This is a genomic window from Kitasatospora sp. NPDC059673, from assembly GCF_042734215.1.
Taxonomy (GTDB): Bacteria; Actinomycetota; Actinomycetes; order Streptomycetales; family Streptomycetaceae; genus Kitasatospora.
Genome location: NZ_JBHWEN010000005.1, coordinates 104,791 through 129,527 on the forward strand (window position 1 = coordinate 104,791; position 24,737 = coordinate 129,527).

21 protein-coding genes and 1 pseudogene are annotated in these 24,737 nt (G+C 73.8%); 9 read left to right on the top strand and 13 right to left on the bottom strand.

Annotated features, from left to right (window positions below; all coding sequences use genetic code 11):
- Nucleotides 1–39 precede the first annotated feature (39 nt).
- From ACFV18_RS08380 to ACFV18_RS08415, 8 genes and pseudogenes are all read right to left on the bottom strand, one after another.
- Nucleotides 40–432: a hypothetical protein gene (locus tag ACFV18_RS08380; RefSeq protein ID WP_380480969.1), complete on the bottom strand. Its 393-nt coding sequence runs from the start codon at nt 430–432 to the stop codon at nt 40–42.
- A gap of 127 nt (nt 433–559) precedes the next feature.
- Nucleotides 560–1,057: pseudogene (locus ACFV18_RS08385) on the bottom strand (substrate-binding domain-containing protein); the annotation flags it as partial.
- A 277-nt stretch (nt 1,058–1,334) separates the two neighbouring features.
- On the bottom strand, nt 1,335–2,441 hold the full coding sequence (locus ACFV18_RS08390; RefSeq protein WP_380480600.1) for a hypothetical protein: 1,107 nt from the start codon (nt 2,439–2,441) through the stop codon (nt 1,335–1,337).
- On the bottom strand, nt 2,438–4,618 hold the full coding sequence (locus ACFV18_RS08395) for a DUF6571 family protein (protein ID WP_380480601.1): 2,181 nt from the start codon (nt 4,616–4,618) through the stop codon (nt 2,438–2,440). Before ACFV18_RS08395 ends, ACFV18_RS08390 begins: the two co-directional genes overlap by 4 nt.
- A gap of 3 nt (nt 4,619–4,621) precedes the next feature.
- Complete coding sequence (locus tag ACFV18_RS08400) at nt 4,622–4,993, bottom strand: WXG100 family type VII secretion target (protein WP_380480602.1); 372 nt, start codon at nt 4,991–4,993, stop codon at nt 4,622–4,624.
- A gap of 66 nt (nt 4,994–5,059) precedes the next feature.
- Complete coding sequence (locus ACFV18_RS08405; RefSeq protein ID WP_380480603.1) at nt 5,060–5,371, bottom strand: response regulator transcription factor; 312 nt, start codon at nt 5,369–5,371, stop codon at nt 5,060–5,062.
- Nucleotides 5,372–5,547: 176 nt separating this feature from the next.
- Nucleotides 5,548–6,381 carry a hypothetical protein gene (locus tag ACFV18_RS08410; RefSeq protein ID WP_380480605.1) on the bottom strand — a complete coding sequence of 278 codons (834 nt, stop codon included), beginning with the start codon at nt 6,379–6,381 and terminating at the stop codon, nt 5,548–5,550.
- A 178-nt stretch (nt 6,382–6,559) separates the two neighbouring features.
- Entirely contained in the window at nt 6,560–7,612 is a 1,053-nt protein-coding gene (locus ACFV18_RS08415; RefSeq protein ID WP_380480607.1) for a TerD family protein, read from the bottom strand.
- A 201-nt stretch (nt 7,613–7,813) separates the two neighbouring features.
- Here ACFV18_RS08415 and ACFV18_RS08420 point away from each other — a divergent pair, with 201 nt between their 5' ends.
- Nucleotides 7,814–9,487, top strand: coding sequence for a PP2C family protein-serine/threonine phosphatase (locus ACFV18_RS08420; protein WP_380480609.1), 1,674 nt, complete (start codon nt 7,814–7,816; stop codon nt 9,485–9,487).
- Nucleotides 9,488–9,515: 28 nt separating this feature from the next.
- Here ACFV18_RS08420 and ACFV18_RS08425 read toward each other — a convergent pair whose 3' ends face one another.
- Entirely contained in the window at nt 9,516–10,091 is a 576-nt protein-coding gene (locus tag ACFV18_RS08425) for a DUF4240 domain-containing protein (RefSeq protein WP_380480611.1), read from the bottom strand.
- Nucleotides 10,092–10,232: 141 nt separating this feature from the next.
- Nucleotides 10,233–11,096: a universal stress protein gene (locus ACFV18_RS08430; RefSeq protein WP_380480613.1), complete on the bottom strand. Its 864-nt coding sequence runs from the start codon at nt 11,094–11,096 to the stop codon at nt 10,233–10,235.
- Nucleotides 11,097–11,340: 244 nt separating this feature from the next.
- Here ACFV18_RS08430 and ACFV18_RS08435 point away from each other — a divergent pair, with 244 nt between their 5' ends.
- Nucleotides 11,341–12,033, top strand: coding sequence for a pyridoxamine 5'-phosphate oxidase family protein (locus ACFV18_RS08435; RefSeq protein WP_380480615.1), 693 nt, complete (start codon nt 11,341–11,343; stop codon nt 12,031–12,033).
- Between the two features lie 39 nt (nt 12,034–12,072).
- Here ACFV18_RS08435 and ACFV18_RS08440 read toward each other — a convergent pair whose 3' ends face one another.
- On the bottom strand, nt 12,073–13,464 hold the full coding sequence (locus ACFV18_RS08440; protein ID WP_380480616.1) for an MFS transporter: 1,392 nt from the start codon (nt 13,462–13,464) through the stop codon (nt 12,073–12,075).
- A 104-nt stretch (nt 13,465–13,568) separates the two neighbouring features.
- On the opposite strand from ACFV18_RS08440, the gene ACFV18_RS08445 reads away from it, so the two are divergent.
- The 5 genes from ACFV18_RS08445 to ACFV18_RS08465 all read left to right on the top strand — a co-directional run bounded on the left by ACFV18_RS08445 (nt 13,569) and on the right by ACFV18_RS08465 (nt 19,818).
- A complete protein-coding gene (locus tag ACFV18_RS08445; RefSeq protein WP_380480618.1) occupies nt 13,569–14,165 on the top strand; it encodes a CGNR zinc finger domain-containing protein in 597 nt (198 codons plus the stop codon).
- A 112-nt stretch (nt 14,166–14,277) separates the two neighbouring features.
- Nucleotides 14,278–15,780 carry an SDR family oxidoreductase gene (locus tag ACFV18_RS08450; protein ID WP_380480620.1) on the top strand — a complete coding sequence of 501 codons (1,503 nt, stop codon included), beginning with the start codon at nt 14,278–14,280 and terminating at the stop codon, nt 15,778–15,780.
- Nucleotides 15,781–15,881: 101 nt separating this feature from the next.
- On the top strand, nt 15,882–18,101 hold the full coding sequence (locus ACFV18_RS08455; protein WP_380480622.1) for an NADP-dependent isocitrate dehydrogenase: 2,220 nt from the start codon (nt 15,882–15,884) through the stop codon (nt 18,099–18,101).
- Nucleotides 18,102–18,352: 251 nt separating this feature from the next.
- The gene (locus tag ACFV18_RS08460) at nt 18,353–18,823 is read left to right on the top strand and encodes an NUDIX domain-containing protein (RefSeq protein ID WP_380480624.1); all 471 of its coding nucleotides are present in this window, start codon (nt 18,353–18,355) and stop codon (nt 18,821–18,823) included.
- Nucleotides 18,824–18,879: 56 nt separating this feature from the next.
- Nucleotides 18,880–19,818 (top strand): CehA/McbA family metallohydrolase, encoded by a 939-nt coding sequence (locus ACFV18_RS08465; RefSeq protein ID WP_380480626.1) that lies wholly within the window; start codon nt 18,880–18,882, stop codon nt 19,816–19,818.
- A 57-nt stretch (nt 19,819–19,875) separates the two neighbouring features.
- Here the strand turns inward: ACFV18_RS08465 and ACFV18_RS08470 are convergent, their stop codons facing one another.
- Nucleotides 19,876–21,573: a TROVE domain-containing protein gene (locus ACFV18_RS08470; RefSeq protein ID WP_380480627.1), complete on the bottom strand. Its 1,698-nt coding sequence runs from the start codon at nt 21,571–21,573 to the stop codon at nt 19,876–19,878.
- A 359-nt stretch (nt 21,574–21,932) separates the two neighbouring features.
- Between ACFV18_RS08470 and ACFV18_RS08475 the strand changes: the two genes are divergently transcribed.
- Nucleotides 21,933–23,273 (top strand): NAD(P)/FAD-dependent oxidoreductase, encoded by a 1,341-nt coding sequence (locus ACFV18_RS08475; RefSeq protein WP_380480629.1) that lies wholly within the window; start codon nt 21,933–21,935, stop codon nt 23,271–23,273.
- A gap of 108 nt (nt 23,274–23,381) precedes the next feature.
- The gene (locus ACFV18_RS08480; protein ID WP_380480631.1) at nt 23,382–24,041 is read left to right on the top strand and encodes a zinc ribbon domain-containing protein; all 660 of its coding nucleotides are present in this window, start codon (nt 23,382–23,384) and stop codon (nt 24,039–24,041) included.
- A gap of 393 nt (nt 24,042–24,434) precedes the next feature.
- Here the strand turns inward: ACFV18_RS08480 and ACFV18_RS08485 are convergent, their stop codons facing one another.
- Entirely contained in the window at nt 24,435–24,680 is a 246-nt protein-coding gene (locus tag ACFV18_RS08485) for a hypothetical protein (protein ID WP_380480633.1), read from the bottom strand.
- Nucleotides 24,681–24,737: the final 57 nt, after the last annotated feature.

A 24,737-nucleotide genomic window follows, 5' to 3' on the forward strand; every position in this document is an offset into this window, starting at 1 on the left:
TCGGCTAAGCCTGCGGCTGACCGGCCTCGCCGGGGTTGATCAGTTGGTGCTTGCGGTGTCCGGCGGGGGCGGCGTGAGGTCGGCGGGCGGCTTCCGGGTGAACATGAACTCCTCCAGGGCCGTGACGAGTTCGGGCCGGCTCCGGGTGGTCCAGCTGCCGAGGTAGGTGTGCACTCCGGCCGGGACCCCCTTTCGTTTGAACCCGGCGAGGACGAGGAAGTCGACCTCGTAGCGCCCCTCGGGATCCCCCTCCGGCTCCCAGCGCACGTCGAAGCACAGCCCGTCGCGCACCAGGTGGCCGCTCACCAGCACGGATCCGTAGAACCACTCCATGGTCTCCGGTGACGGGTCCACGGCGTAAAGGCTGTTCATGTCGATCACCCACCCGGGCGCCACCCGCAACGGCTGGAGCCCCCGCCAGGTCTCGCTCATCTCCACCCCCGTTTTTCTCTGCGTGCACTTGTTCTCTGCGTGCACTTGGTCCGGCCGCCCATGATCGCAGGTGCGCGGCCCGGGCGCCGAGGTCCTCGACGGGCTGGCGGACGGTGGTCAGGCCGGGGCGGGCGGTGGCGGCGGCGGGGGAGCCGTCGAAGCCGACCAGGGCGACGTCGCCCGGGACGCGCCGCCCCAGCCGGTGCAGCGCACGCAGGGCGCCCACGGCCGTCGCATCGGAGGTGGCGAGCGGCCGGAGCATCGCGTGCTTGCCGGAGCGGGATCCGAAATCGCCGTACGCGACGGCGCAGCGGGCCGGGTCGCCGTGGTCGAGCAGGGCGTGGCGGTAACCGGCCAGGCGGTCGGCGCCGGCGGCGGTGTCGGGTGGCCCCGCGATGGTGGCGATCCGTCGGCGTCCGGCCCGGTGCGGCAGACGGACGGCGGCGCGGGCCCCGCGCAGGCTGTCGGCGTCCACGTGTGCCAGGCGCTGCGACTGCGGCGGCCGCCCCAGCGCGACCACCGGCACGCCCGCCGCCTGCAACAGCCCGGGCAGCGGGCCGCCCGGATCCGGCCGGTCAGGAGCCGGGGCACCGCTGGGACGGGGGAGCGGGTGAACGGGCAACACGGCCGCCCTTCCTGACGCGGAACGGGGGATGCCGTGGCCACCCGCCCGGGGCCATCGGTGTCCGCACCGCAGGTGCTGGTCGGTGCACCATCAAGAGCCCGCGCAGCACCGACGCCGGGGCCGCGGCGCGTCGGCAGACGGCGGTCGAAGCCCGAACATGGATGGCCGAGGTGGGGTGGATTTTGGCGATGACCTGACCATCCCTCCCCGGCCCCGCACGCCGGAGGCCCGCCTCGCCGCGCGGTGTGGCAGAGGCCGGGCGTCCGGGTGACGGGCGTCAGGGCAGCGCCGGTGCCGAGCAGCCGTGGCGCTCGGCGGAGTGCCGGGCGAACGCGGCGAGGGCATCCCGCGCCGAGGCGTCCATCGGTGCGAGGCGGTTCCCCAGGTACACGGCAGTGCCACCGGGGCACTTCGCGGTCGCCCAGCTGAGGCTTCCGTCAACCCCCGGCTCGGCCGACCCCCGATCCAGACCGACGCCGTCCCTGGCCTGGTAGGCAAAGGGAGGGTAGTAGGCGGACAGCCGCAGGCCCACGGTCTTGGGATCGTCGGGCATCAGGACGGCACAGTCCTCGATCGGTGCGGTGCCGTCGGCCGGGCTCTCGCGAACCAGCCCGGCGACCCCGGCGCAGGTGCCGTTCGCCTTGCCCGGCTGGACGGTCACGATGTCCGCCCGGCCCGGCACCTGCTCGACTTTCCCGCCGAGCTGGGCTCCGCAGCCCCAGATGTCGTTGGCCCGCTGCGCGGTCCGGGCGCCGATCCGGCCCAGCCGGGCGCGTTGCTCGGCCGACGCGAAATCGTCCTTCGGGCCGTCGGGATCCCGTGTCGGGTCGGCGGTCAGGCTGACGATCAGCTGCCGGCCGGCTTCCTTCCCGGTGCAGGACAGTGCCAGCACCAGGTCTTCCCGGCCGTCCCCGCCGGCCGACATCACCCCTGCCCACCCTGCGCCTACGGGTACCACCGGCACGCCCTCGGACCGGACCGCGCGGGTGCGCCGTAGCTTGGACATGGCGCTGTACGCCCTCGGCACGTCCCAGGCGACGTCGACCGAGAGCGTCCCGTACCGGTCCGGTGCCATCAGCCCGCAGTTGGCGAGCCACCCGACCGGAGATATCTCGTAGCCGCGCAACCGTCCTGCCCCGTCGAGCAGGTCCTTCACCTCGGCGGTGTCCACCGTTCCCCCGCACAGCCCTTGCAGCGAACGCCCGTCCTGCCACCGGTCGTACCCGCCGCCGAAGTACCACCCGGTCGGCGCCCCCACCACGAGCAGCACCGCCCCGAGCCAAGCCCACCGCCGCCGGTTCCGCCCCACCACCGGCCGGCCCGGCGGCATCGGCGGGACAGCAGGCATCGGCGGGACCGGAACGCTGAACTGATCCGGCGTCATGAGTGGCCCCTCAGCGCTTCGATGGCGAACCTGTAAGAATTGTCGCGGGTGTTCTCGGCCTCGCGCTGCAGCACGTTGACGGACGATCCGTCTGCATCCTCACCACGCTGTCTGGCCCACTCGCCGATCTGGAGCTTGAGCTGGCCCTTCGCCTCCAGGTCCTGTCGGCCCACCTCGGCCAGCGCCTTGTTGTCGTTCGCCTTCTTGCTGTCGTTCACGACCGAGGTCAGCCAGGTGTCCGTCAGCGGGTCGATGACGTCCTTGGCCGGCCCGGCCGGAATGTCGGCCACCGCCACGACGCTCTGCACCACCTTGGCGTCCCACTCGACGGCGTCGTTGTCGTCGTCGCGTTTGTCGTACCGGATATCGTCCCGGATCGCGTCGTACACCGACAGGGCGGCGGCGCTCTGCTGGATCTGGTCGCGCTGCTGGGTATCGCTCGCGCCCGGCGGGATGTCCTGCAGCACCTCGGACACCTTGCGGGTCTCTGCGGTGTGCAGCACGGCGTACGCGTCGGGGTCCTCCGCCGCGCCGCGCATCACCCGGATCAGGGTGCCCTGGTTGACCGCGATGTGCGAGGAGCCGTCCGGTGTGGTGTACACGGACCCGTTCACCGCGCCGCCGGGCTGCTTGTCGTCGACGCTGCCGAACGCCGCATGGGTGTCGTCCACGTAGTCCGCGAGCATGTTGGCGATCGGGCCTTCGAGGCCGCCGGGCAGCTTCTCCTCGCCGGCCTCGGGATCGACCGCGAACAGGGTCGCCTGGGCCACCCGGGCCTGGGCCTCGGTGTGCCGGCGGTCGCCGTCGGCCTGGCCGGCCGGGTCGCCGGTGGCGGCCGCTTCGAGGGCGGGCCCGAGCGGGCCGGAGGTCGCGTGGAATATCCCCTTCCCCCCGTCGAGGGGCCACTCGCGGTCCTTGAGGAGGTACTTGAGATGGTCGTTGGTGCCGCCCGGGCCGGGGTCGAGGAAGGTGGTCGCCGCGTCCGGGTTGTTGCCGAGGGCGACGGCGAATCCCGCCATCGGGTCGGCGCTGGTGCCGCGCTCGGCGAGGTGGTCCCAGTTCGCGGCGCCGTCGAGCTGCCACACGTACCCGGTGGTGACGCCCTTGCCCGCGCTCCGCTCGGCGTCGACCAGCGCGGTGCCGAACTCGTTGAGGAAACCGCTGTCGTACTCGCCGGTGCGCATCAGACTGCCCATCAGCTGGAACCCGTTCGGGTCGTAGCCGCCGCCCGCCATCCGTTCGGGGCCGAGTCCGATCATCTCCTTCTTCCAGTCGCCCATCGCCTGACTGTGGCTCTGGGTGGCCGTGCCGAGGGTCTCGCCCAGGGAGGCCTGGAGCTTCGCCATCGTTTCCGCCCGACCGGGCACCTGGGCGCCGAGTGGGCCTCCGAACGGATCGCCGTACTGGACGGGGTCGTTGACGCTCCGCCAGAACTCCATGGTGCCGCGCGCGCCCAGGCCGGTGGCGAACCCCTCCGCGAACGCCTGATCGCCCTTGCGGGCCTCCAACAGGGCGTTGAGCCTGGCGAGTTCGGCCGGCGACAGCTTCCCGCCCTTGCGGGCCAGGTCGAGCGCCTCCGCGAGATCGCGTTCGGCGGCCCTGGCCTGGTCGAGGTCGTTGAACCCGTCGGCGTTGAAGCTGTGGTCCCGCGCCCCGTTCGGGTCCTGCGCGAGCGCCCAGGCGGTGGCCTGGTCGGCCTGGGTGGCTTGCGCCAGCACGGCGTTGATCTTTGCGGTCATCAGCATGACGGCCTGCTGGCGGGCCGGCAGCAGGCCGGTCGGAAAACCGTCCGACTGCTGCGTCGCGTCGAGTTCGGGATGCACGTCGACGACCTCGCCGGCGGCCGTGATCCGCAGCTGGTCGGCGGGGGCCTCCTCCTCGACCAGTTTCCGCAGCCGGTTCTGCGCGTCGCGGAACTCGCCCGCCGCGTCGTTCAGCAGCGCGGCGAGGTCCGCCGCCTCCTCGGCCGCGGCGTTCAGCTGGTCGGCGGCCCGGCCCACCCGGGCCTGCGCCTGGGTGGCGGCGCTGCCCTCCCAACCGGCCGCCATCCGGTTCACCACCTGCTGCATCAACTGGTCGTGCAGTCCGAGGTAGCGGTTGCGCAGCGCGCCCCACGCCTCGGCCGCCGCGGTCACCCGGTCGAGCCTGGCCTCCGTCACGGCCTCGAAGGTGAGCATCCGTCACCACCCCCCGCGCGCGGCGGCGACGTGGTTCTGCGCGGCGGTCTCGGCAGCGCTGTAGTTGTCGGCGGTGCGCCGCAGCCGGTCGGCGACGTCGGCGAGCAGGTTGCCGAGGGTGCTCTCCTGATCGTCCCAGCGGATCGAGCGCTCCCGCAGAGCCGGGCCGCTGAGCCAGCCCGACAGCGTCACGTACGCATCGGTGGTTTCCCCGTCGACGGTCGAACCCGCCGTGCGGAAGGACGTCCCGATCTCCAGGGCGGACGCGGCCCAGGAACGCATCTCGTCCGGGGACACCCTGAGCGTGCCCGGCGGAAGATCCGGTATGTGTGCGCCGCCGGTTCCGGCCCGGGCAGCGGCTGTGAATTCCCCCATGTTCCCCCCATGTGGATTACTGCGAGTGGCCGTTCCGATCTCCCCCGTGACGGCTCGGTCAGCACCCTACCAAGTCTCGGTCAAGGGATCGTCAACGGGTGACCAAGTGCGAACTCGGCGCTCCACGGCGCGGATCGGCCCGGATGGCGATCCGGCCGCGATGGCGGAGGTGCGGGAGTTGACGCCGAGCTTGTCCTGGATGTGCACCGGGTGGGTTTTCGCGGTGGCTTCGCTGATGGAGGGGCGCTTGGAGATCTGCCGGCTGGAGAGGCCCTCGGCGAGGAGCTGGAGGGTTTCAGCCTCGCGCGGGAAGAACGTGGGGCGGCCGGGGGGGGGGGAATTCGAGGCTGCTTCGCGCGTCTGCGGCGCGTCAGCCATCTCCCTTGGAACTCGTAACACGGTCACTGGTCGTGGGTGTTGAGGCGTCGCCAGCAGATGAGTGCGCAGGCGAGTGAGACGAAGGGGTTGTTTTGCGCCCCGGCCGAGGGGGCCGGGGCGCAGGGGGGGCGGGAGTGGGGCGTCGGAGCCGGCGCACTCCGGGGAGGGGCTACCGGTTACCAGTTGCCCCAGGTGCCGGTGCTCCACCGTGCGGTGCCGTCGCTGCTGTAGAGGACGAAGTTGCCGTCGTCCTGCAGCTTTGCGTAGTTGCCGGCCTGGCCGGCGACCGGGAGGGACCAGGTCGTGCCGGTGTGGATGTCGGAGAGCCACACGGCACCGTAGCTTGGCCTGTCCGAGAGGAACGCGTCCGTCTCCGGGTGGCCGTAGGTTCCGGTGGACCACAGCGCGGCGCCGTCGCGCTTGCGGTAGAGCACCAGGTTCCCGTCGGTCTGCATGATCAGCCAGACCGAGTTCGACTCGAGCCAGGTGCCGGACGCCAGAGTTGTGCGATCCGGGCCGAGCGTGTCCTTCAAAGTGCCGGCGAAGGGGCCGGGTCCGGTGTGGCTGTACCAGTACAAGTTCGCACCGGAGACTCCCAGCCAGCCGTTCAGCAGAGCGGCGTTCGAGCCCGGGTGGCCCCACGTCCCGGTGCTCCACAGGGCGCCGCCGGAGTCCGGGCCGCCGCCCTGGCGGTAGATCACGAGGTTGCCGTCGGGCTGCATGTAGGCGTACGCGCCCGGGTTGCCGTAGGTGCCACTGGCCCACAGCACCGGGCCGCGGTGGCCGTTGTCGCCGTCCAGGTAGAGCACCAGGTTGCCGTCCTGCTGCATCACCAGCTCGGACTCGCCACTGATCATGCTCTGCCCCGGCACGAGCTTCTGACCGCTCAGCAGGTTCGTGCTCTCCGAGGCCGGTGGCGTCGCCGCGGCGGTGCCGACGGGTGCCGCGAGGGCGATGACGGCGGCGCCGAGCAGGGCGGCGGTGGCGCGCTTGAAGACGTTCTTCCGCATAGGGCGGAAACCCCCCTTTGTTCTCGGCCCACGGTTCGTGTGGGCGCAAGATTCATACACCCTTTCCCGCCCGGCCCGGAAAGCAATTTGTCGATGCTGTGCGCACCGCTCCGGCCAAGCGCGGGGACGCGACTGCGCCCCGGCCGGGGTGAGTGGCCGGGGCGCAGGCGGGACGGGGTCAGTCCTCGTAGTAGTTGTTGACGATCACGTCCGGGCTGTCGTCGTCGAACGCCTCGGCCAGCAGCGCGCCGCCGACCAGGCCGGCCGCACCCGCGCCGATCAGCGCGCCGGTGCCGAAGCGGCGGCCGCCCTGCTGCTGCTCGGGCGGGTAGCCGCCCTGCTGGGGGTGGCCGGGCTGGGCGTAGCCCTGCTGCTGCGGGTAACCGGCGGCGGCGGGGGCGGTGTAGTACGGCGGCGGGGTGGTCTGGACGCGCTGGGCGCAGGCGCCGCAGGCCTGGATCTGGCGCGGGACGCCCCACTGCGGGGACCAGAGGACGGCCGTGCTGCCGGGGCCGTGCGCGGGGTCGAAGAAGCAGGTCACCGGGGAGCCTCCGGAGGTCGTCTCGGGCAGGACGGGAACAGGCACCGCCACGGTGGGTACGGGAAGCGGCGCAGGCGCGGCGGCAGGCATCGGCGGAACCGCAGGAGCAGCCGGAGCAGCGGCCGGTGCCGGGGCCAGGACCGCGACGCCGAAGTCGGTGGCGATGCCGGCCAGCCCGGAGGCGTAACCCTGGCCGATGGCGCGGAACTTCCAGCCGCCGCCGTGCCGGTAGAGCTCGCCGAAGACGACGGCGGTCTCGGTGGTCAGTTCGGGGCCGAGCTCGTAGCGGGCCAGCTCGCCGCCGCCCGCCGCGTCCGCCACGCGGACGTACGCGCCGCGCACCGAGCCGAAGGCCTGGCGGCGCTCGTCGGCCTGGTAGATCGCCACCGTGAAGACGATCCGCTGCACCCGCTCCTCGACCGCGTTCAGGTCGACGCTCAGCCGCTCGCGGTCGGTGCCGTCGCCCGGGTCGCCGAGGTGGGTGACGGCTCCGTCGGGGCTGGTGAGGTTGTTGAAGAAGACGAAGTGCTGGTCGGAAAGCGCCTTCCCGTCGGCGTCGCACAGCAGCGCGTTCGCGTCCAGGTCGTATTCGCCGGCGGCCTGCCACCCGAGGCCGACCAGGACGGTCGCAGAGCCCTTGCCGTCCCGGAGCACGGGAACGTTGGCTCCCTTGGCCAAGGCCGTTGACATGCGAATCCTCCACTTTTACCGAAGATCGTTCCGTGCCGACAACGCCCCGTGGGAACCGCTGGTTCCCGGGCCCGCCGACGGGTGGTGACGTAGTGTCGATCCGGCCGGGTGGCGGGGTCACCCGTCCGGGCCGGTGCGGTCGTCGGGCGGTGCGGCGGGCCGGAACAGTGGCAGGGAACGCCGAGCGGAGAGGGGCGCGGGTTGGACGGGCGAGCCGGGCAGGCCGACTGGGGCGAGGCGCTGCGCCGCACCGTCCGCCGGCTGCGCGAGGAGCACCCGGGCCGTTCGCCCGAGCTCGCCTCCGGGCCGCCACCGCTCGTCCCCGATGCCGCGCTGGATCCGGACCTGGCCCGCCCGCCGGAGCAGGACCTGTACCGCCTGCTGGACGCCGTCCCGCAGGCGGCCGTGCTCGCCGAGCCCGTCCGGGACGCCGACGGCGCCGTGCTCGACCTGGCGGTGGTGATCGCCAACGAGGCCGTCGTTCGGCACCCGCACCACCCGGAGCAGCTGTCCGGGCAGGCCGCCACCGGGCACGGCGTCTCGCTGCGGGAGGCGTACCCGGGGCTGTGGACGGAGCCGGTCGCCGAGGCCGTCGAGGAGGTGCTGCGCACCGGGCACGCCGCGCGCGGCCTGCCGGTGCGGTGGGACGGCGCGGGCCCGGACGGCGCCGCCCGCAGCCGCCGGGAACGGCTCACCGTGCACCGGCTCGGCCGCCGCCTGCTGCTGCTGTGGACCGACGACCGGACCGAGGAGGTGGCCCGGGCCGCGCAGCGGATCGCCCGGGTCGGCTGGGCCGAGTGGAGCCTGCGCGACGGGCGGCTCGACATCTCGCCCGGCCTGGCCGTGCTGCTCGGCCGCACCCCCGACACCGTCACGCTGAGCGTCCCGCAGCTGCTGTCCCGGGTCACCGAGACCGCCCGCCCCGCGCTGTACCGCGCACTGAACCAGCTGCTCACCACCGGCGCCGACATCGACGTGCTCACCGAGCTGTACGGCGTCGGCCGCCCCCGCCGGATCCGGCTGGTGGCCGAGGTGGTCCGCGAGGAGAACGGCCCGATCGAGGGCCTGCGGGCCGTCCTGCAGGACGTCACCGAGCTGTACGAGAGCCAGCGCCGACTGCGCGAGCAGCAGGAGGAGACCGAGCGCCAGGCCCGCCGCGCCGACGCCGAGCACACCGTGGTCAAGCGCCTCCAGGACGCGCTGCAGCCGCGCTCCGCGACCCTGGTCGGCCTCGGCGTCACCTCCGCCGTCGCCTACCGCCCGGCCGAGGGTCCGGTCGGCGGCGACTGGTTCAAGGTCCGCCAACTGCCCGACGGGCGTGCCCTGTTGGCGGTCGGGGACGCCCGTGGGCACGGGCTGGACGCGGTCGCGCTGATGTCCATGCTGCGGCACGCGCTGGCCGGACTGGCGTTCACCGGCGCCCTGGTGGAGTCCCTCGGCGGCTGGCTCAACCGGATCGCCTGCGACGACAGCGACGAATCCACCGCCACCGCGATCGTCTCCCGCTACTACCCCGACCGGCGCCTGCTGCGCTGGATCTGCGCCGGCCACCCGCCGCCGGTCCTGCTGCGCGACGGCCGCGCCGGCCTGCTGCCCGCCGAGGTCGGCCCGCCGTTCGGCGTGCTGCCGGTGGTCGCCTACCGGGCCGTCGAAACGCACGTCCGGCCCGGCGACACGGTGCTGTTCTACACCGACGGCCTGGTCGAACGCCGCGACCAGGATCTCGACCTGCGCCTCGCCGCCCTCCGCGCGGCCGTCGAGGCGCACGCCGCGGAGCCCACCCTGCAGGACCTGGTGGACGCCGTGGTCCGCGACATGTCCGGCCCGCTGTCGGAGGACGACGCGACGCTGCTGGCGTTCCGCTTCGACCGCTGACGGGCGATCAAATCCCCTGCGCGGCCGGTCAGTCGACGAGATAGAGCGCGGCCAGGCGGGGCAGGCGGCGGTGCATCTCGGCGTCGTCGTCGAAGTCGAACGACTCGCCCATGCCCGCGTCCCGGTCGGTGGCGGGTACCCGGCTGAGGCCCTGCTCGGCGCGGTGGCGTTCGTAGGCCCGGTGGAAGGCGGCCCGGTCGCCGGTGCGGCGCTCGAAGGCGTACGACGCACCGTAGTTGACGGCCTCGTTGAAGAACACGTCCTCCGCGTCGAAGCGGTTCTCACCGGCCGCCGCCGGGTGTTCGGCGATCACGTCCGGCCCGGCCAGCACCTTCTCGTACCAGGCGCGGCCCTCGGCGATCACGCCGGCCCGGAAGTCCATGAAGGAGTCGTCGGAGCAGCCGCCGCCGATCAGGTACGCCGCCGCCCAGACGTCCCACCGGTACAGGGCGTGATGCAGGCGCTCGAAGCAGACCTCGAAACGCAGGATCTCCGCCTCCGGGCGGGCGGCCAGAACGTCCACCAGCGCCCGCTCGAACGGGACCTCGGGCGTGGCCACCGCCCGGGCGGAGTCGATCAGCTGCCAGAACTCGTCGTTGTCCATGGCGGTCAGCCTGCCCGCCGGGTGCGACAGCGCACGGGCCCGAAGCCATGTGGCCGCCCCGTCGCCACCCGGAGGCGGTGGGCGGTGACGGGGCGGCCTGGCGACCCGGTCCGGGGGAGGAACCGGGGGCTTGAGGGGGCGTCAGTCGTGCGGGACGACCGCCACCGGGGCCTGCGCGTGGTGGATCACCGCGTGCGCGACCGAGCCGAGCTTCGGGCCGAGGTTGAGGGCGCGGGTACGGCGACCCACCACCACCAGGTCCGACTGCGCGGACGCCTCCACCAGCGCGGCCGCACCGCCGCCGGTCCGGACGTCCTCCAGCACCAGGGTGCGCGGGTACTTCTCCCGCCACGGCGCGACCGCGTCCGCGACCATGCCGACGGCCAGCGCACCGAGCTCCTGGCGCTCGGACTCCACCGGGACCCAGCCCGCGTACCCGTAGGTCGGCGGCAGCTCCCAGCCGTGCACCACCCGCACCCGGGCACCGCGCAGCTGCGCCTCCTCGAACGCGAACTCCAGGACGGCGTCCGCCGGTTCGAGCGCGTCGAAGCCGACCGTCACCTCCGGCTCGGGCGACTCCGGCGCGGGACCGCCCTCGCGGACCAGTACCACCGGCGTCTTCGACCGGCCGGCCACGCCCAGACTCACCGAACCGACCAGCAGCCCGTGGAACCCGCCCAGACCCCGGGTCCCGATCACCAGCAGCTGGCCCTGCTCGGCGGCGGCCGTCAGACCGTCGATCGCCGCGTCCGGCACCAGCTCGGAGGAGACCGCCACTCCCGGGTACGCGGCGGCGAGCTCCTGGGTGAGGTCGCCCAGCATGTTCTGCGCGCCCACCTCCAGCTCGTCGATCTTGACCAGGTCGTTGACCTTCCGGCCCATGTACGGCCAGGCGTGCAGCAGGCGCAGCGGCGCTCCCCGCCGGGCGGCCTCCTGCGCGGCCCACTGAGCGGCGGCCCGGCTGCGGACGGACGCGTCCACGGCGGCGAGAACGGGACGATTCATGGCGGTGCCTCCCTGTTCGAATCCCCGCGGGCCCTGTCGCCCGCCTCGGGAGTCGTTGACCACTCTTCCCCCAGCCCCGGGGGCTCGCCATGGGTCGCCGGGCCCGCCCGAGTGGGCCGTTGGTCCCTTCGGCGCAGCGGGGCACCGAGGTGGGCCCGAACGGGCCCAACTCCTGTGCCGGAGCGGGCCCCCGGCGCGCACCATGGAGCTACCGCCACCAGCCACCAGCAGGGAGGTGACCGAAGTGACCGACGAACACGCACCTGCCACGCCCGCGACGCCGGCCGTGCCCGCGACACCGGCCGAGCTCGTCCGGCGTTTCGCCGACCGCCTCGCCGACCTCGGGCTCACCGAGGCGCAGGCCGCGACCAGGGCCGGCATGTCGATCGCCTACCTGCGCCGGGTGCTGGACCTCGGCTGCGACTTCGACCGGCCTGCGCTGCTCCGGCTGGCGGCGGTCCTCGGCCTGGAGTACCAGGAACTCGTCTCCGGCCGCCCCGAGGAACGCCTGCACGCCGCCGCGCCCGACGCGGACAGCGCCCCACTGGTCGGACCACCGCTCCTGGGCGAACTGACCGTCCCCGAATGCTGGACCCGCCTCGGCCCCGGCGGCCTCGGCCGCCTCGCCCGCACCGGCCCCGACGGCCCCGTGGTGCGACCGGTCGGATACCTGGTGCACGACCGGACGATCCTCTACCGCACCAACCCCGACGGTGCCCTCGCCCCCGACGCGAACCGCGAGGCCGCGTTCGAGGTGGACCGCACCGACCCGAAGCTCCACGAGGGCTGGAGCGTCCTGATGACCGGCGCCCTCGAATACGTCACCGACCTCGCCCTCCTCGCCGAGCTGCCCCAGCCCCCCGCCCATGGCCGCTGGGTCCGCCTGACGCCCGGGACTGTCACCGGACGGACGATCAGGACTGCGTCGGCCAGATGACGAAGGCGCCCACCGCGAGGGTGAGCCGGTGACGGGAGGTCAGGCCCGGGTGCGGTGGGGGCGGTGGCGCAGCGTCGTGGCGGCTGTCAGCGCGGCGGCGAGGACGAGTGCCGTGGGGGCGGAGTGGGTGGCGATCGGGCCGGCCAGGGCGGTGCCCAGGGCGAAGGCGGTGATCTTGAGGCTGGCGCCGGTGGTGAAGATCTGGCCCCGCAGGTGGGCGGGTGCCTCGCGGTGACGGACGGCGAACAGGCCGGTCAGCAGCGGCCCGTCGCCGAGGCCCGCCAGCGTGGCCGCCAGGAGCAGCACCCATGGCCGACCGTTCGCTCCGGTCGCGGCCAGGGCCAGTGCGGCCGCCTGCACGAGCGCGCCGATGCGGACCGCCGCGTCCGGCGCGAGCAGGTGGGGGCGTCGGGCGAGTGCCGCGTTCGTCAGCAGGGCGGCCACCGCCGTGCAGGTCAGCAGCAGCGGGCCGCGGCTCGCGCCGCCCAGCGTGCGTTCGCCCAGCAACGGCAGGCAGGCCGCCAGCATGCCCTGGCCCGCGCAGGCGCCGACCGAGCTGAGAGTCGCCCGGGCCAGCGCCGGGCGGGACGTCAACGCCCGTAGGCCGGAGGCGAGTTCGGATCGCACCGAGACGGGTCTCCGGCCGGGTCGGGTGTGGTCCGGGCCCGGCCCGGTGTTCCGGTCGGAGCGGGAAGCGTCGCGGTGCGAGGCATCGTCCCGGGATGTGGCGGCGTCCTGGCCCGAGCGGGCGCGGCTGCGGCGCGAGCGGGCAGCGCGCCGGTGCGGGCGGGCGTCGTCCTGGCCTGGCGGGGCGCCCTGGCCCGGGCGGGCTCTGTCCCGGTCCGACGCGTCCCGGTCCGACGCGTCCCGGTCCGACGCGTCCCGGTCCGACGCGTCCCGGTCCGTTCGGGCGGCATTGTCATCCGACCGGGTCTCGGGCCGGCCCGGCAGTGTCCAGGCCGCCGGGAGGGCGGTGGCGATCAGGGCTGCCGCGAGCAGCACCGCCGCGTCCGCCCCGCAGGCGGCCGCGAGCACGCCGGCCAGGGCCGGGCCGGCGAGGGCTGCCACGTCGTACGTCATGGCGTCGAGGGCGTTGGCGCGGGGGAGTCGGTCGGGTGGTGCGACGTGGGGGAGTTGGGCCGTCCAGCCGCCGGACAGGGCGGGGCCGAGCAGGCCGGTCGCGGCAGCGAGGGCCAGGACGGCGGGCAGCGGGAGGTGGCCCAGGGAGGCGAGGACGGCGAGGAGGCCCGCCGCGTACAGCGCGAGTGCCCGGGCGAGCAGCCGGCCGGGGTGGCGGGCGCGGTCCAGGCGGACGCCGAGCAGGGGGCCGCCGAGGGCCGATGCGGCGGTCAGGGCTGCCAGCAGGGCCGATGCCTCGCCCGTCGAGCCCGCTGCGGCGAAACCCGCCAGCAGCAGGGCGGGCCCCGACATTTCGTCACCCGTTCGGGCCACCGCGGCCCCCGCCAGACACCGTCCGAGGAAAGAACTCCTGATCACTCGCCGGACGCTACGTCGGTAACGGAAAACTCGACAAGATGCGTTACATTGCCGAGGTGTCGACCACATCGCCCGCCGACCCGCCGCTACGGCCCTCCGTCCTGACCTCGGCGGCCCGCGCCACCGCGCTGATCAACGCCTTCGCCGCCGACCACGCCGACCACGCCCCCGGCCCGGCCGAGCTCGCCGCGATCCTGCGCGCCCACGGCGAACCCGAGCCCGTCGATCTCACCGCCGAGGACGTGGCCGCGCTGCGCACCGCCACCGACCGGCTGCGGGAGGTGTTCCTCGCGCCCGACACCGACCGCGCGGCCGCCGCCCTCAACCGGCTGCTGCGCGAACACACCGGCCCGCTGCGGCTCACCACCCACGGCGGCGCCACCGGCTGGCACCCCCACCTCGACCACGCGGACGACGCCCCGTGGGACGAGTGGCTGATCGCCTCGTCCTGTCTGGCCCTCGCCGTCCTGCTGTGGGAGCGTGGCCGTCCGCCCGGCGGGAGCTGCGCCGCATCCCGCTGCCGGAACGTGTACCTCACCCAGGGCAGCGGCATCGAGCGCCGCTACTGCTCCCGCCGCTGCGCCACCCGCGAACGTGTCGCCGCCCATCGCCGCGCCCGCGCCACGCCGAGCTGACGCGCGGGCTGCGGAGCGCGGGAGCTTCCTTCGCCCGGTTCTGCCGGGCATGGCACGGCCGGCCAGCATGCTTCGGTCGATCATGTGACGCTGGGGACGGGAGGCGGTGGCGGTGCGGTGTCTGGTGACGGGGGCGACGGGGTATCTCGGTGGGCGGCTGGTGCCCGAACTGCTGGCCGCCGGCCATCGGGTGCGCTGTCTGGTGCGGGAGCCCGCGCGGCTGCGTGACTACCCGTGGCGGGGCGCGGTGGAGGCCGTCGCGGGGGACGTCACCCGGCCCGAGACGCTCGACGGGCCGCTGGACGGCATCGACGTCGCGTACTACCTGGTGCATTCGCTCGGCACCGGGCCGGACTTCGAAGCCGTGGACCGGGAGGCCGCCCGCGCGTTCGGGTGGGCGGCGTCCCGGGCCGGGGTGCGGCGGATCGTCTACCTCGGCGGACTGGTGCCACCGGACGTGCCGCAGGCGCAGCTCTCGCCGCACCTGCGGTCCCGGGTGGCCACCGGCCGGGCGCTGCGCGAGGGCGGGGTGGCCGTCACGGAGCTGCGGGCGGCGGTGGTGATCGGGTCCGGTTCGGCGTCCTTCGAGGTGCTGCGGTACCTGACCGAGCGGCTGCCCGTGATGGTCACGCCGCGCTGGGTGGACACCCGGATCCAGCCGATCGCGGTGCGTGACGTGCTGCGGTGCCTGGTCGGCGCGGCCGGTCTGCCGGACGGGCCGGACACCGACCGGGTGTTCGACATCGGCGGGCCGGAGGTGCTCACGTACCGCGCGATGATGCAGCGCTACACCCGCGTGGCGGGCCTGCGGCGCCGGCTGATCGTCGCGGTGCCTGTGCTCTCGCCCGGTCTGTCCGCGCGGTGGGTCGGCCTGGTGACGCCCGTCCCCGGCGCGCTGGCCCGGCCGCTGGTCGAGTCGCTGCGGTACGAGGTGGTGTGCGGCGAGCGTGACCTCGCCCGGTGGATTCCGGATCCGCCGGGTGGCGCGATCGGTTTCGACCGGGCCGTCGAACTCGCGCTGCGCCGGATCCGCGACGACGAGGTCGCCACCCGCTGGTCCTCCGCCTCGCTGCCGGGCGCGCCCAGCGACCCGCTGCCGACCGACCCGGACTGGGCCGGCGGCAGCCTGTACCAGGACGTCCGGGAGCGGTACGCCGACGCCCCGCCGCAGGCGTTGTGGCAGGTGGTCGAGGGGATCGGCGGCGAGCACGGCTGGTACTCGTTCCCGCTGGCCTGGTGGGTGCGCGGCGCGCTGGACCGGCTGGCGGGCGGCGTCGGGCTGCGGCGCGGGCGCCGCTCGCCCGGGCGGCTGCGGGTCGGCGATTCGCTGGACTTCTGGCGGGTCGAGGAGATCGAACCCGGCCGGCTGCTGCGGCTGCGCGCCGAGATGCGCCTGCCGGGTCTGGCCTGGCTGGAACTCACCGTCACCCCCGAGGGCGAGGGCGCGCGTTACCACCAGCGCGCCCTGTTCCACCCGCACGGCCTGCCCGGCCAGGCGTACTGGTGGTCGGTCGCGCCGTTCCACGCCGTGGTGTTCGGTGGAATGGCACGCAACATCGCCGCCCGCGCACAGGCCGCGGCCCGTGCCGAAGCCGCCCGCGCGAAGGCGCACTGAGACCTGGGGACGGACCCCGCGCGGGGGGTTGGTTGCGGAGATGCCCCCGAGTCGAGATATCTTGACGTCAAGACGTTGCAGACGTGGAAGCTGGAGCTACGGTGACTGACTCGACCATCATCTACACCCACACGGACGAGGCCCCCGCCCTCGCCACGTACTCCTTCCTGCCGGTTGTCCAGGCCTACGCCGCCACCGCAGGTGTGAGCGTGGAGACCCGTGACATCTCGCTGGCCGGTCGGATCATCGCCGTCTTCCCGGAGTACCTCCAGGAGGACCAGCGCATCGCGGACGCCCTCGCCGAGCTGGGCGAGCTGGCCAAGACCCCCGGCGCGAACATCATCAAGCTGCCGAACATCTCGGCCTCCATGCCGCAGCTGAAGGCGGCCATCGCCGAGCTGCAGGCCCAGGGCTACGCGCTGCCGGAGTACCCGGACGAGCCGAAGACCGACGAGGAGCGCGACATCCGCGCCCGCTACGACAAGGTCAAGGGCTCCGCCGTCAACCCGGTGCTGCGCGAGGGCAACTCCGACCGCCGCGCCCCGCTGTCGGTGAAGAACTACGCCAAGACCCACCCGCACCGCATGGGTGCCTGGTCGGCCGACTCCAAGACCAACGTCGCCACCATGGGCGTCAACGACTTCGCCTCCACCGAGAAGTCCGCCGTGATCGCCGCCGACGGCGCGCTGCGCATCGAGCTGGTCGCCGAGGACGGCGCCGTCACCGTGCTGCGCGAGAAGGTCCCGGTGCTGGCCGGCGAGGTCGTCGACGCCTCCGTGATGCGCGCCGCCGCGCTGAACGAGTTCCTGGCCGCGCAGGTCGCCCGCGCCAAGGCCGAGGGCGTGCTGTTCTCGGTGCACCTCAAGGCCACCATGATGAAGGTCTCCGACCCGATCATGTTCGGCCACGTGGTGCGCAGCTTCTTCCCGAAGACCTTCGCCGCGTTCGGCGGCGACCTGGCCGCTGCCGGTCTGAACCCGAACAACGGCCTCGGCGGCATCCTGGCCGGCCTGGACAAGCTCGCCAACGGCGCCGAGATCAAGGCCTCCTTCGACGCCGAGATCGCCGACGGCCCGGCCCTCGCCATGGTCGACTCCGACAAGGGCATCACCAACCTGCACGTCCCCAGCGACGTCATCGTGGACGCCTCGATGCCGGCCATGATCCGCACCTCCGGCCACATGTGGGGCCCGGACGGCCAGGAGGCCGACACCCTCGCCGTGCTGCCGGACAGCTCCTACGCGGGCGTCTACCAGGCCGTCATCGACGACTGCCGCGCCCACGGCGCGCTGGACCCGGCCACCATGGGCTCCGTCCCGAACGTCGGCCTGATGGCCCAGGCCGCCGAGGAGTACGGCAGCCACGACAAGACCTTCGAGATCGGCGCCGCCGGCACCGTCCGCCTGGTCGACACCAACGGCGAGACCGTGCTGGAGCAGGCCGTCCAGCCGGGCGACATCTTCCGCGCCTGCCAGACCAAGGACCTGCCGATCCAGGACTGGGTCAAGCTGGCCGTCACCCGCGCCCGCGCCACCGGCGACCCGGCCGTGTTCTGGCTGGACCCGAACCGTGCGCACGACGCCGTGCTGATCGAGAAGATCAAGACCTACCTCCCCGAGCACGACACCGAGGGCCTGGACATCCAGATCCTCTCCCCGGTCGAGGCCACCAAGCTCTCCCTGGAGCGCATCCGCCGCGGCGAGAACACCATCTCGGTCACCGGCAACGTGCTGCGCGACTACCTGACCGACCTGTTCCCGATCCTGGAGCTGGGCACCAGCGCCAAGATGCTGTCGGTCGTCCCGCTGATGGCGGGCGGCGGCCTGTTCGAGACCGGCGCCGGCGGCTCCGCCCCGAAGCACGTCCAGCAGCTGGTCAAGGAGAACTACCTGCGCTGGGACTCGCTCGGCGAGTTCTTCGCGCTGGCCGCCTCCTTCGAGCACCTGGCCACCACCACCGGCAACGCCGGCGCGAAGGTCCTGGCCGACACCCTGGACCGCGCCACCGGCACCTTCCTCAACGAGGACAAGTCGCCGTCGCGTCGCCTCGGCGGCATCGACAACCGCGGCAGCCACTTCTACCTGGCCATGTACTGGGCCCAGGAGCTGGCCGCCCAGAGCGAGAACGCCGCGCTCGCCGCCGCGTTCGCCCCGCTCGCGAAGTCCCTCGCCGAGCACGAGCAGACCATCGTCGACGAGCTGATCGCCGTCCAGGGCCAGCACGCCGAGCTCGGCGGCTACTACCAGCCCGACCCGGCCAAGGCCGCCGCCGTGATGCGCCCGTCGAAGACCTTCAACGACGCGCTCGCCACGCTGGCCTGACGCCACGTCGAATTCTGACGCCGGTGCGCCGTCGTCGGCCCCTTCGCGGGGGGTCGGCGGCGGCGCACCGCGCGTTTCGGCGGCGCGCCGCGCGTTCGGCGGCGCCGTACTACTACTTCTCCGCTTGGGAATTCCGCATCCAGGGCTTCGGCCGCAGGCGAGGTGGCGGGCAGCGTTCCGCGTTCCGGCGGCCCCGGACACGGTGCGGACAGTGGTTGCCTCCCCGTCGTGCCGCTGCCTAGGGTGCGGGCATGGCGACCCCGAAGTTCATCCTCGACCTGCGCGAGCACATCGGACACGCCCCGCTGTGGCTGTCCGGCGTCACCGCGGTGGTCGTTCAGGAAGGCAGGATCCTGCTCAACCGGCGCTCCGACAGCGGCCGTTGGGCGCTGCTGCACGGCATCATGGAACCCGGCGAGCAGCCCGCCGACGCGGTGGTGCGCGAGGTGCGGGAGGAGACCGGCGTCAGCGTCCGCCCCGAGCGGATCACCAGCGTGCACACCCTCCCCGCGTCCGTCTGCGCCAACGGCGACCACGTCCAGTTCCTCAACGTCGCCTTCCGCTGCCGCTTCCTGGCCGGCACCGCGCACGTCAACGACGACGAATCCCTCGCCGTCGAGTGGTTCCCGCTGGACGCGCTGCCGCCGCTGTCCGCGAACGACACCTTCCTGCTCGGCAAGGCGCTGGAGGATGCCCCGTCCCCGTGGTTCGCCCTGGGCTGATCCCCCGGCGGAACTCCCTTGCCGCGCAATGCCGTTGACGGCGGGGGAGGTGGATGATGGGCGGACGGACGCGCGGACCGGGCTGGTACCGGGGTGACTGCCACGTGCACTCGGTGCATTCGGACGGGGAGCTCACCCCCGCCGAACTGGCAGCGGCGGCCCGCGCCGCCGGGCTGGATTTCCTGGCCGTCACCGAACACAACTGCGCTGCCCAGCCCGGCGCTTGGGACGGCATCGGTGGCGACGACCTGCTGATCCTGCCCGGTCAGGAAGTCACCACCCGCACCGGCCACTGGCTGGCGCTCGGACTGCGACCCGGCCAACTCGTCGACTGGCAGCACCGGGTGGGCGAAGAGGCGTTCCGCCGGGCGCTGCGCGAGGTGCGGGCGGCGGGCGGGCTGTGCGTCGCCGCGCACCCCCACGCGCCGTACCCCGGTGGGGACTTGATGTTCCCGCTGGAGAGTTTCGACACGGTCGAGGTGTGGAACGGCGAGTGGACCTCGGACCGGCCGTGGAACGCCGACAACGAAGCCGCGCACGCCGAATGGGGCCGCCGCCTGGCCGCCGGTGTGCACGCCGGTCACTGGCAGCCCGCCCTCGGCAACAGCGACACCCATCTGGCGGGCCAGCTCGGCACCCCGCAGACCGTGGTGTACGCCGAGGAGCTCAGCACCCCGGCGATCCTCGCCGCACTGCGTGCCGGGCGCAGTTGGATCGCCGAATCCGCCGCCGTGGAGCTGGAGTTCACCGCCGAGGCGGACGGCCGCCGGGCCGGCGTCGGCGAGCGCCTGGCCACTGGCGGCCGCCCCGTCGAGCTGCGTCTGCGGCTGGCCGGTGTCCCCGACCCGCGGGTGCGTGTGCACACTGAACGCGGCAAGGCGGACTGGGAGACCGGACGGGTCGTGGGCGCCGCCGGGACGTCCTTCGTGCGGGTCGAGGTCCGGCACCCGGACGGGCGGATGGCGGCGCTGACCAATCCGATCCTGCTGTCCTGACCTTGGAGGCCGCTCTCGCCACCCCGGTTCTTCCCCGGCTGCGCCCAGTGCGGTCGATCAGCCGGTGGTCGGCGACTCCCACGGCCACCGGTCGAGCCCGCCGGCCTCCAGCAGCGGCACCAGCCGGAAGGCGGCGTCCGAGAGGCCGCCGAAGAGGTGGCGGTGCGGGCCGGTCGGGGCGTGACCGAACTGGTAGCCGCCCAAGTTCCAGGTGTACACCGGGACTTCGGGCGGGATCGGGGCGAACGGGTCGGCTGCCCCGGAGTAGTGCGGCTGCTCGTCGGTGATCACCACCACGCGGTCGTGGCCCTGGTAACGCCTGGCCACCGCGCCCGCGGTGTCGGTGCCGCCCAGGTTGTGGAAGCGGTCGACGGTGCGCAGCAGCGAGCCGTCCGGTGCCGGTGGCACGTTGCGGCTGCCGGTGCCGAACTCGATCAGGTCGGCCTGTTCGGCGCGCAGCGCGAGCGCGCTGCCGAACACCGCCGCCGCGTCCGCCCTGGTGAGGGAGGTGCCGGTTTCGGGGACGTAGAACATCGACCCGGAGCGGTCCACCAGGATCAGCGTCCGGCCGGGCAGCGCCGGGACGTTGGCCAGCGAGTGGCCGAGCGCCGCCTCCAGGGCGTCCGCCCAGTGGGCGGAGCGGGCCGCGCGGTGGGCGGCCAGGAAGCGGAACGGGAACTGGCGGGACCGGGCGACCCCGGCCGGGTCGGAGATCCGTGCGGCGACCTCGGCCACGGCCCGGTCGTCGATCCCGGCCCGGTCGAAGTTGCGCAGGTTGCGCACCAGGGCCATCGGGCCCATGGACGGGACGGCCGCCTCCCAGGCCGCCGCGTCCATCGGGCCCTGCAGCCAGCCCGCCAGCGCCTCCCAGGTCATTCCGGCAGCGGCAAGCGTGTCGGCGGCGTCCGGTTCGTCCAGCAGGGCGCGGCGATCCGCGACCGGTACGGCGAGCAGCCGGTGGTGGGCCGTCAGCATCGGCTCGGTGGCGGGCGGGAGAGCGTGCCGGGGGCGGTGGCGGCGGTCCAGGGCGTAGCGGAACAGCTCGCCCTGCCAGGGCCGGTCGGCGGCGGGGGCGGGGTGGACGAGTTCCAGCACGTCGGCGAAGCGGAAGGCGTGCGAGGGGGTGTCGTACTTGAGCAGGGCCCGGCCGGTGTACAGGCGGCGCACCGCGTCGCCGAGCCCCCGGCGGACCGGCTGGGGAATCCGGCGGCCGTACCTGGCCGTCCAGAGGGCGAGGAACTCGCCCGGCTCGTCCGGGCGTTGGAGCACCGCATCGACGGCCTGCCGGGAGAGGCCGGGGGCCTTGGCCTCCGTCCTGGCCCGGGCGAACTCGACCGCGCCGGCGAGCGCGGCGGACCGGATGTGGGCCTCGGTGCGCAGCCAGCGCAGCAGGCCCAGCGTCCACTCCGGGTCCTCCAGCGCGAAGCGGCGCACCAGCGAGGTGAAGCGCGCCTCGCGGCTGTCGGCGCTCTCGTAGAAGGTGTGCTGGCCGGAGAAGTGCGTCACGGCGAGCACGAACAGTTCCGACCGGGGATCGCGCTGCCACCCGTGCCCGCCCTGGTGGTTGACCAGCGGCGGAACGACCTGCGGCGGCGCGGGCGGCGCGGGCGGCGCCTGCACGGCCCGCGGGGCGACCGGCCACTGCCCGTGCATCACCAATGCCCCACTGGCCCCGCCTGCGAACAATTCCGGTGTCTCGGTGCGGATTTCCGCCCTGGTCTCGGCCTTGCTGCGCTGACGGTTGAAGCGGGCCATGCAGAAATCCCCCAGGTGGGTGGGTGTGCCGAAGGAAGACAGGCCGGGGCGCGGCCGGCGCGAAGCAGCGGGCCGGACAGCGGCGGGCCGAGGAACGCCCCCCGTGATCGAAGCGGGTGCCGGTGCGTCATTGTCAGGAAGTAACCGGAAGACCCAGCGCATCGGGAGGCGTCCGGGGGACACCGTAGACGGCGCGCGCGGCGCTGTCATCCGAATTTGTCGTCCGGTCGATGTGCCGTCGGGCCGACCGCCCCCAGCCCGGCCGATGTGCCGTCAAGGTCGGTCCGGGGCGCTGCGCCCGGCGAGCGGGTGTGTCCGCACCGGTGACGGTGCGGGGCGGGTCGCCTACTGTACGGGGCATGAGTCCTGCGGGGAGGGCGGTCGGGGACCGCGGTACGGCGGTGGTGATCGGTGGCGGGCTGGCCGGGTGTCTGGCCGCGTGGGCGTTGCGCGGGGTCGCGCGGCGGGTGGTGGTGGTCGAACGCGACCGCTACCCGGACGGGGTGGACTTCCGGGCGGGCGTGCCGCAGGCCCGGCACGGGCACCTGCTGCTGGAGGCCGGGCACCGCACCATCGACGAGCTGATGCCCGGTGCGCGGGCCGAACTGCTCGCCGCGGGCGCCGAGTTGGTGCCCGTCCCCGGTGGGCTGCGGTGGCTCACCCCGGTGGGGCGACTCGCCTCGTACGACAGTGGGCTGGCGATGCTCAGTTGCAGCCGCCCGCTGCTCGACCACACGGTGCTGCAACGGGTGCGCAGCGAGCCGGCGATCGAGATCCTGGAGGGCACCGAGGTGGTCGGCCTGCTCGGCACCCGGCACGGCGTCACCGGGGTGCAGCTGCGTGAACGCGGCCGGGACGGCGCCCCCGTCACCGAACTGTCCGCCGAGCTGGTGATCGACGCCGCCGGGCGCGGCACCCGTTCCGGGCGGTGGCTGATCGACCTCGGCTTCCCGACCACCCCCGTGGAGCGGGTGGACACCGGTGTCGCCTACGCCAGCCGGTTCTACCACCGGCCGCCCGGCCGCGAGGACCAGCCCGCCGTCTACGTGCAGACCCACGCCCCCGAGCACGGCCGGTTCGGCGTCCTGCTGCCCGTCGAGGGAAATCGCTGGATCGTCGGCATCGGTGGCATGCGCGGCTTCGAACCGTCCATCCAGCCCGAGGAGTTCGAGAAGCAGCTCGGCCAACTCCGCGACCCCGCCATCGCGGAGGCCGTCGCAAGTGCCCAACCCGTGGGCCCCGCACGCGGGTTCGTGCCCGGGCCGAGCGTCCGGCGCAAGCACGAACGCATCGACCCGCTCGGGTTCCTCGCCCTCGGCGACGCCTCCTGCACCTTCAACCCGGTCTACGGGCAGGGCATCTCCGTCGCCGCGCTCGGTGCCCGCGCCCTGCGCGAGGCCGCCCGCCGGCGCGGCGGACTCGGGCCCGCCACCGTCCGCGAGGCCCGCCGGGCGATCGCCGCCACCGCCAAGAACCCGTGGGTGATGGCCGCCGGCGAGGACGTCCGCTTCCCCGGCACCACCGGCGGCCCGCGCGGCCCCGTGATCCGCCTCCAGCACCGCTTCCTCGACCGCCTGCTGACCCGCGCCACCACCGACGCCACCGTCTCCGCCGCGTTCGGCCACGTCACCGCCATGGTGGAACCGCCGAGCACACTGCTCCGTCCCTCCGTGCTGGGACCGGTCCTGTTCGGTCGTTGACGCACCGTCAGCATCCCGATAAGGGCCCGGTTCCGGCTCCGCACATCCGTGTGGGAGCCTGTGTGACTGCGGCGAACATGTGAGAAGTGTGGGGGTATGGCGGCGGCCATGAGTGAGATCTACTTCAGCAACAACTACCGCGACCTGAGCGAGCAGCACGGCACCGGCGCGGGATTCCAGTTCGAGTTCTCCTGCTCGCGCTGCTACGACACCTGGCGCTCACCGTTCGAGCCGTTCCGCACCGGGCAGGCCGCGAGCTGGATCAACAAGGGCGTCAGCGCCGCGTGGAGCCTGATCGGCGGCAACGCCTCCAACGGCCTCACCAACGCCGCCGACGGCCTGGCCGGCGCCAGTTGGGGCAGCGGCCGGGACGCCGCGTTCCAGCGCGCCGTCACCAACGCGCAGCAGCACTTCAACCGCTGCGCCCGCTGCACCCACTACGTCTGCGAACGCTGCTGGAGCGCCGCCCAGGGCCTGTGCCTGGGCTGCGCGCCCGACACCGCCGCCGAGGCCGTCGCCGCCCAGCAGCGCGGCCTCAACGACGCCGTGGTCGAGAACGCGTACCGGCACGGCCAGTCCCAGGCCCAGCAGTTCGACGTCACCGCCGCGCGCCAGCTGGTCTGCCCGCAGTGCAGTGCCGACACCCACGGCACCCCGTTCTGCCCGTCCTGCGGCTTCCGCCTCGCCCAACCCCCGCAATGCACCTCGTGCCACGCCGAGTTGCCCGCCAACTCCGCGTTCTGCCCCAGCTGCGGCACACGCCGCTGACCGCCCGACCTACCGCCCGACTGCCCGTCAGGCCCGGCCGGGTGCGCGGCGGCCGGGCCGTGGGGCGGCCGCCGACAGCGGTCGGCGGGTGAAGTCGCGGATCCTGAGGACCGTCGGAGAGTGTGCCACGCGGCCGCCGAGAGGCCGGTGAAGGACGGACGGACGGAGGAAGCGGCCGCACTGCTGCGGGAGTTCGGGAACGACGAGCTGACGGACTCCACCTGCCGGGGCCGGGCACTCGCAGGAACCGCGGCCCGTCGTGGTCCGTGCCCCGGGGGCTGTTGCCGGTCGAGGAGTTCGCGCGGGTCGCCCCGGAACCCGTCCCGCTGCTGGTGGACCGGTGGACCCGGTGGTGGCGGACGAGGAACCGGCGGTCGGCGCCGGGTGAGCCCGTCAGGTGCCGTTCGTGGGCAGGAGCAGGATCCGTTCCGGGTCGTACGGACACCAGAGCGGCACCGCGCCGATGAGGCGCAGGCGGCACCAGGGGGTGCCGTCGGGGGCATGCCACCAGGCGTTGATCCGGCCGAGGGTCCAGGTGGCAGTGTCGTCGAGGCGGACTTCGACGGGTTGGTAGGCGGGGCGGACTTCGGGTTCCGGCGGGGACCAGGTGGGGTCGGTCTGCAGCTGCGGAGGGAGCACGGTGGGCCTCCTTCGAGTCCGATCGGGGGAGATCACTCTACAGAGGTGTAGATAGTG

Bases quoted from the DNA above. Each gene is read 5' to 3' on its own strand.
- ACFV18_RS08380 (WP_380480969.1), bottom strand. From the start codon at position 432: ATGAGCGAGACCTGGCGGGGGCTCCAGCCGTTGCGGGTGGCGCCCGGG.
- ACFV18_RS08390 (WP_380480600.1), bottom strand. From the start codon at position 2,441: ATGACGCCGGATCAGTTCAGCGTTCCGGTCCCGCCGATGCCTGCTGTC.
- ACFV18_RS08395 (WP_380480601.1), bottom strand. From the start codon at position 4,618: ATGCTCACCTTCGAGGCCGTGACGGAGGCCAGGCTCGACCGGGTGACC.
- ACFV18_RS08400 (WP_380480602.1), bottom strand. From the start codon at position 4,993: ATGGGGGAATTCACAGCCGCTGCCCGGGCCGGAACCGGCGGCGCACAC.
- ACFV18_RS08405 (WP_380480603.1), bottom strand. From the start codon at position 5,371: ATGGCTGACGCGCCGCAGACGCGCGAAGCAGCCTCGAATTCCCCCCCC.
- ACFV18_RS08410 (WP_380480605.1), bottom strand. From the start codon at position 6,381: ATGCGGAAGAACGTCTTCAAGCGCGCCACCGCCGCCCTGCTCGGCGCC.
- ACFV18_RS08415 (WP_380480607.1), bottom strand. From the start codon at position 7,612: ATGTCAACGGCCTTGGCCAAGGGAGCCAACGTTCCCGTGCTCCGGGAC.
- ACFV18_RS08425 (WP_380480611.1), bottom strand. From the start codon at position 10,091: ATGGACAACGACGAGTTCTGGCAGCTGATCGACTCCGCCCGGGCGGTG.
- ACFV18_RS08430 (WP_380480613.1), bottom strand. From the start codon at position 11,096: ATGAATCGTCCCGTTCTCGCCGCCGTGGACGCGTCCGTCCGCAGCCGG.
- ACFV18_RS08440 (WP_380480616.1), bottom strand. From the start codon at position 13,464: ATGTCGGGGCCCGCCCTGCTGCTGGCGGGTTTCGCCGCAGCGGGCTCG.
- ACFV18_RS08445 (WP_380480618.1), top strand. From the start codon at position 13,569: ATGCGTTACATTGCCGAGGTGTCGACCACATCGCCCGCCGACCCGCCG.
- ACFV18_RS08460 (WP_380480624.1), top strand. From the start codon at position 18,353: ATGGCGACCCCGAAGTTCATCCTCGACCTGCGCGAGCACATCGGACAC.
- ACFV18_RS08465 (WP_380480626.1), top strand. From the start codon at position 18,880: ATGGGCGGACGGACGCGCGGACCGGGCTGGTACCGGGGTGACTGCCAC.
- ACFV18_RS08470 (WP_380480627.1), bottom strand. From the start codon at position 21,573: ATGGCCCGCTTCAACCGTCAGCGCAGCAAGGCCGAGACCAGGGCGGAA.
- ACFV18_RS08475 (WP_380480629.1), top strand. From the start codon at position 21,933: ATGAGTCCTGCGGGGAGGGCGGTCGGGGACCGCGGTACGGCGGTGGTG.
- ACFV18_RS08480 (WP_380480631.1), top strand. From the start codon at position 23,382: ATGAGTGAGATCTACTTCAGCAACAACTACCGCGACCTGAGCGAGCAG.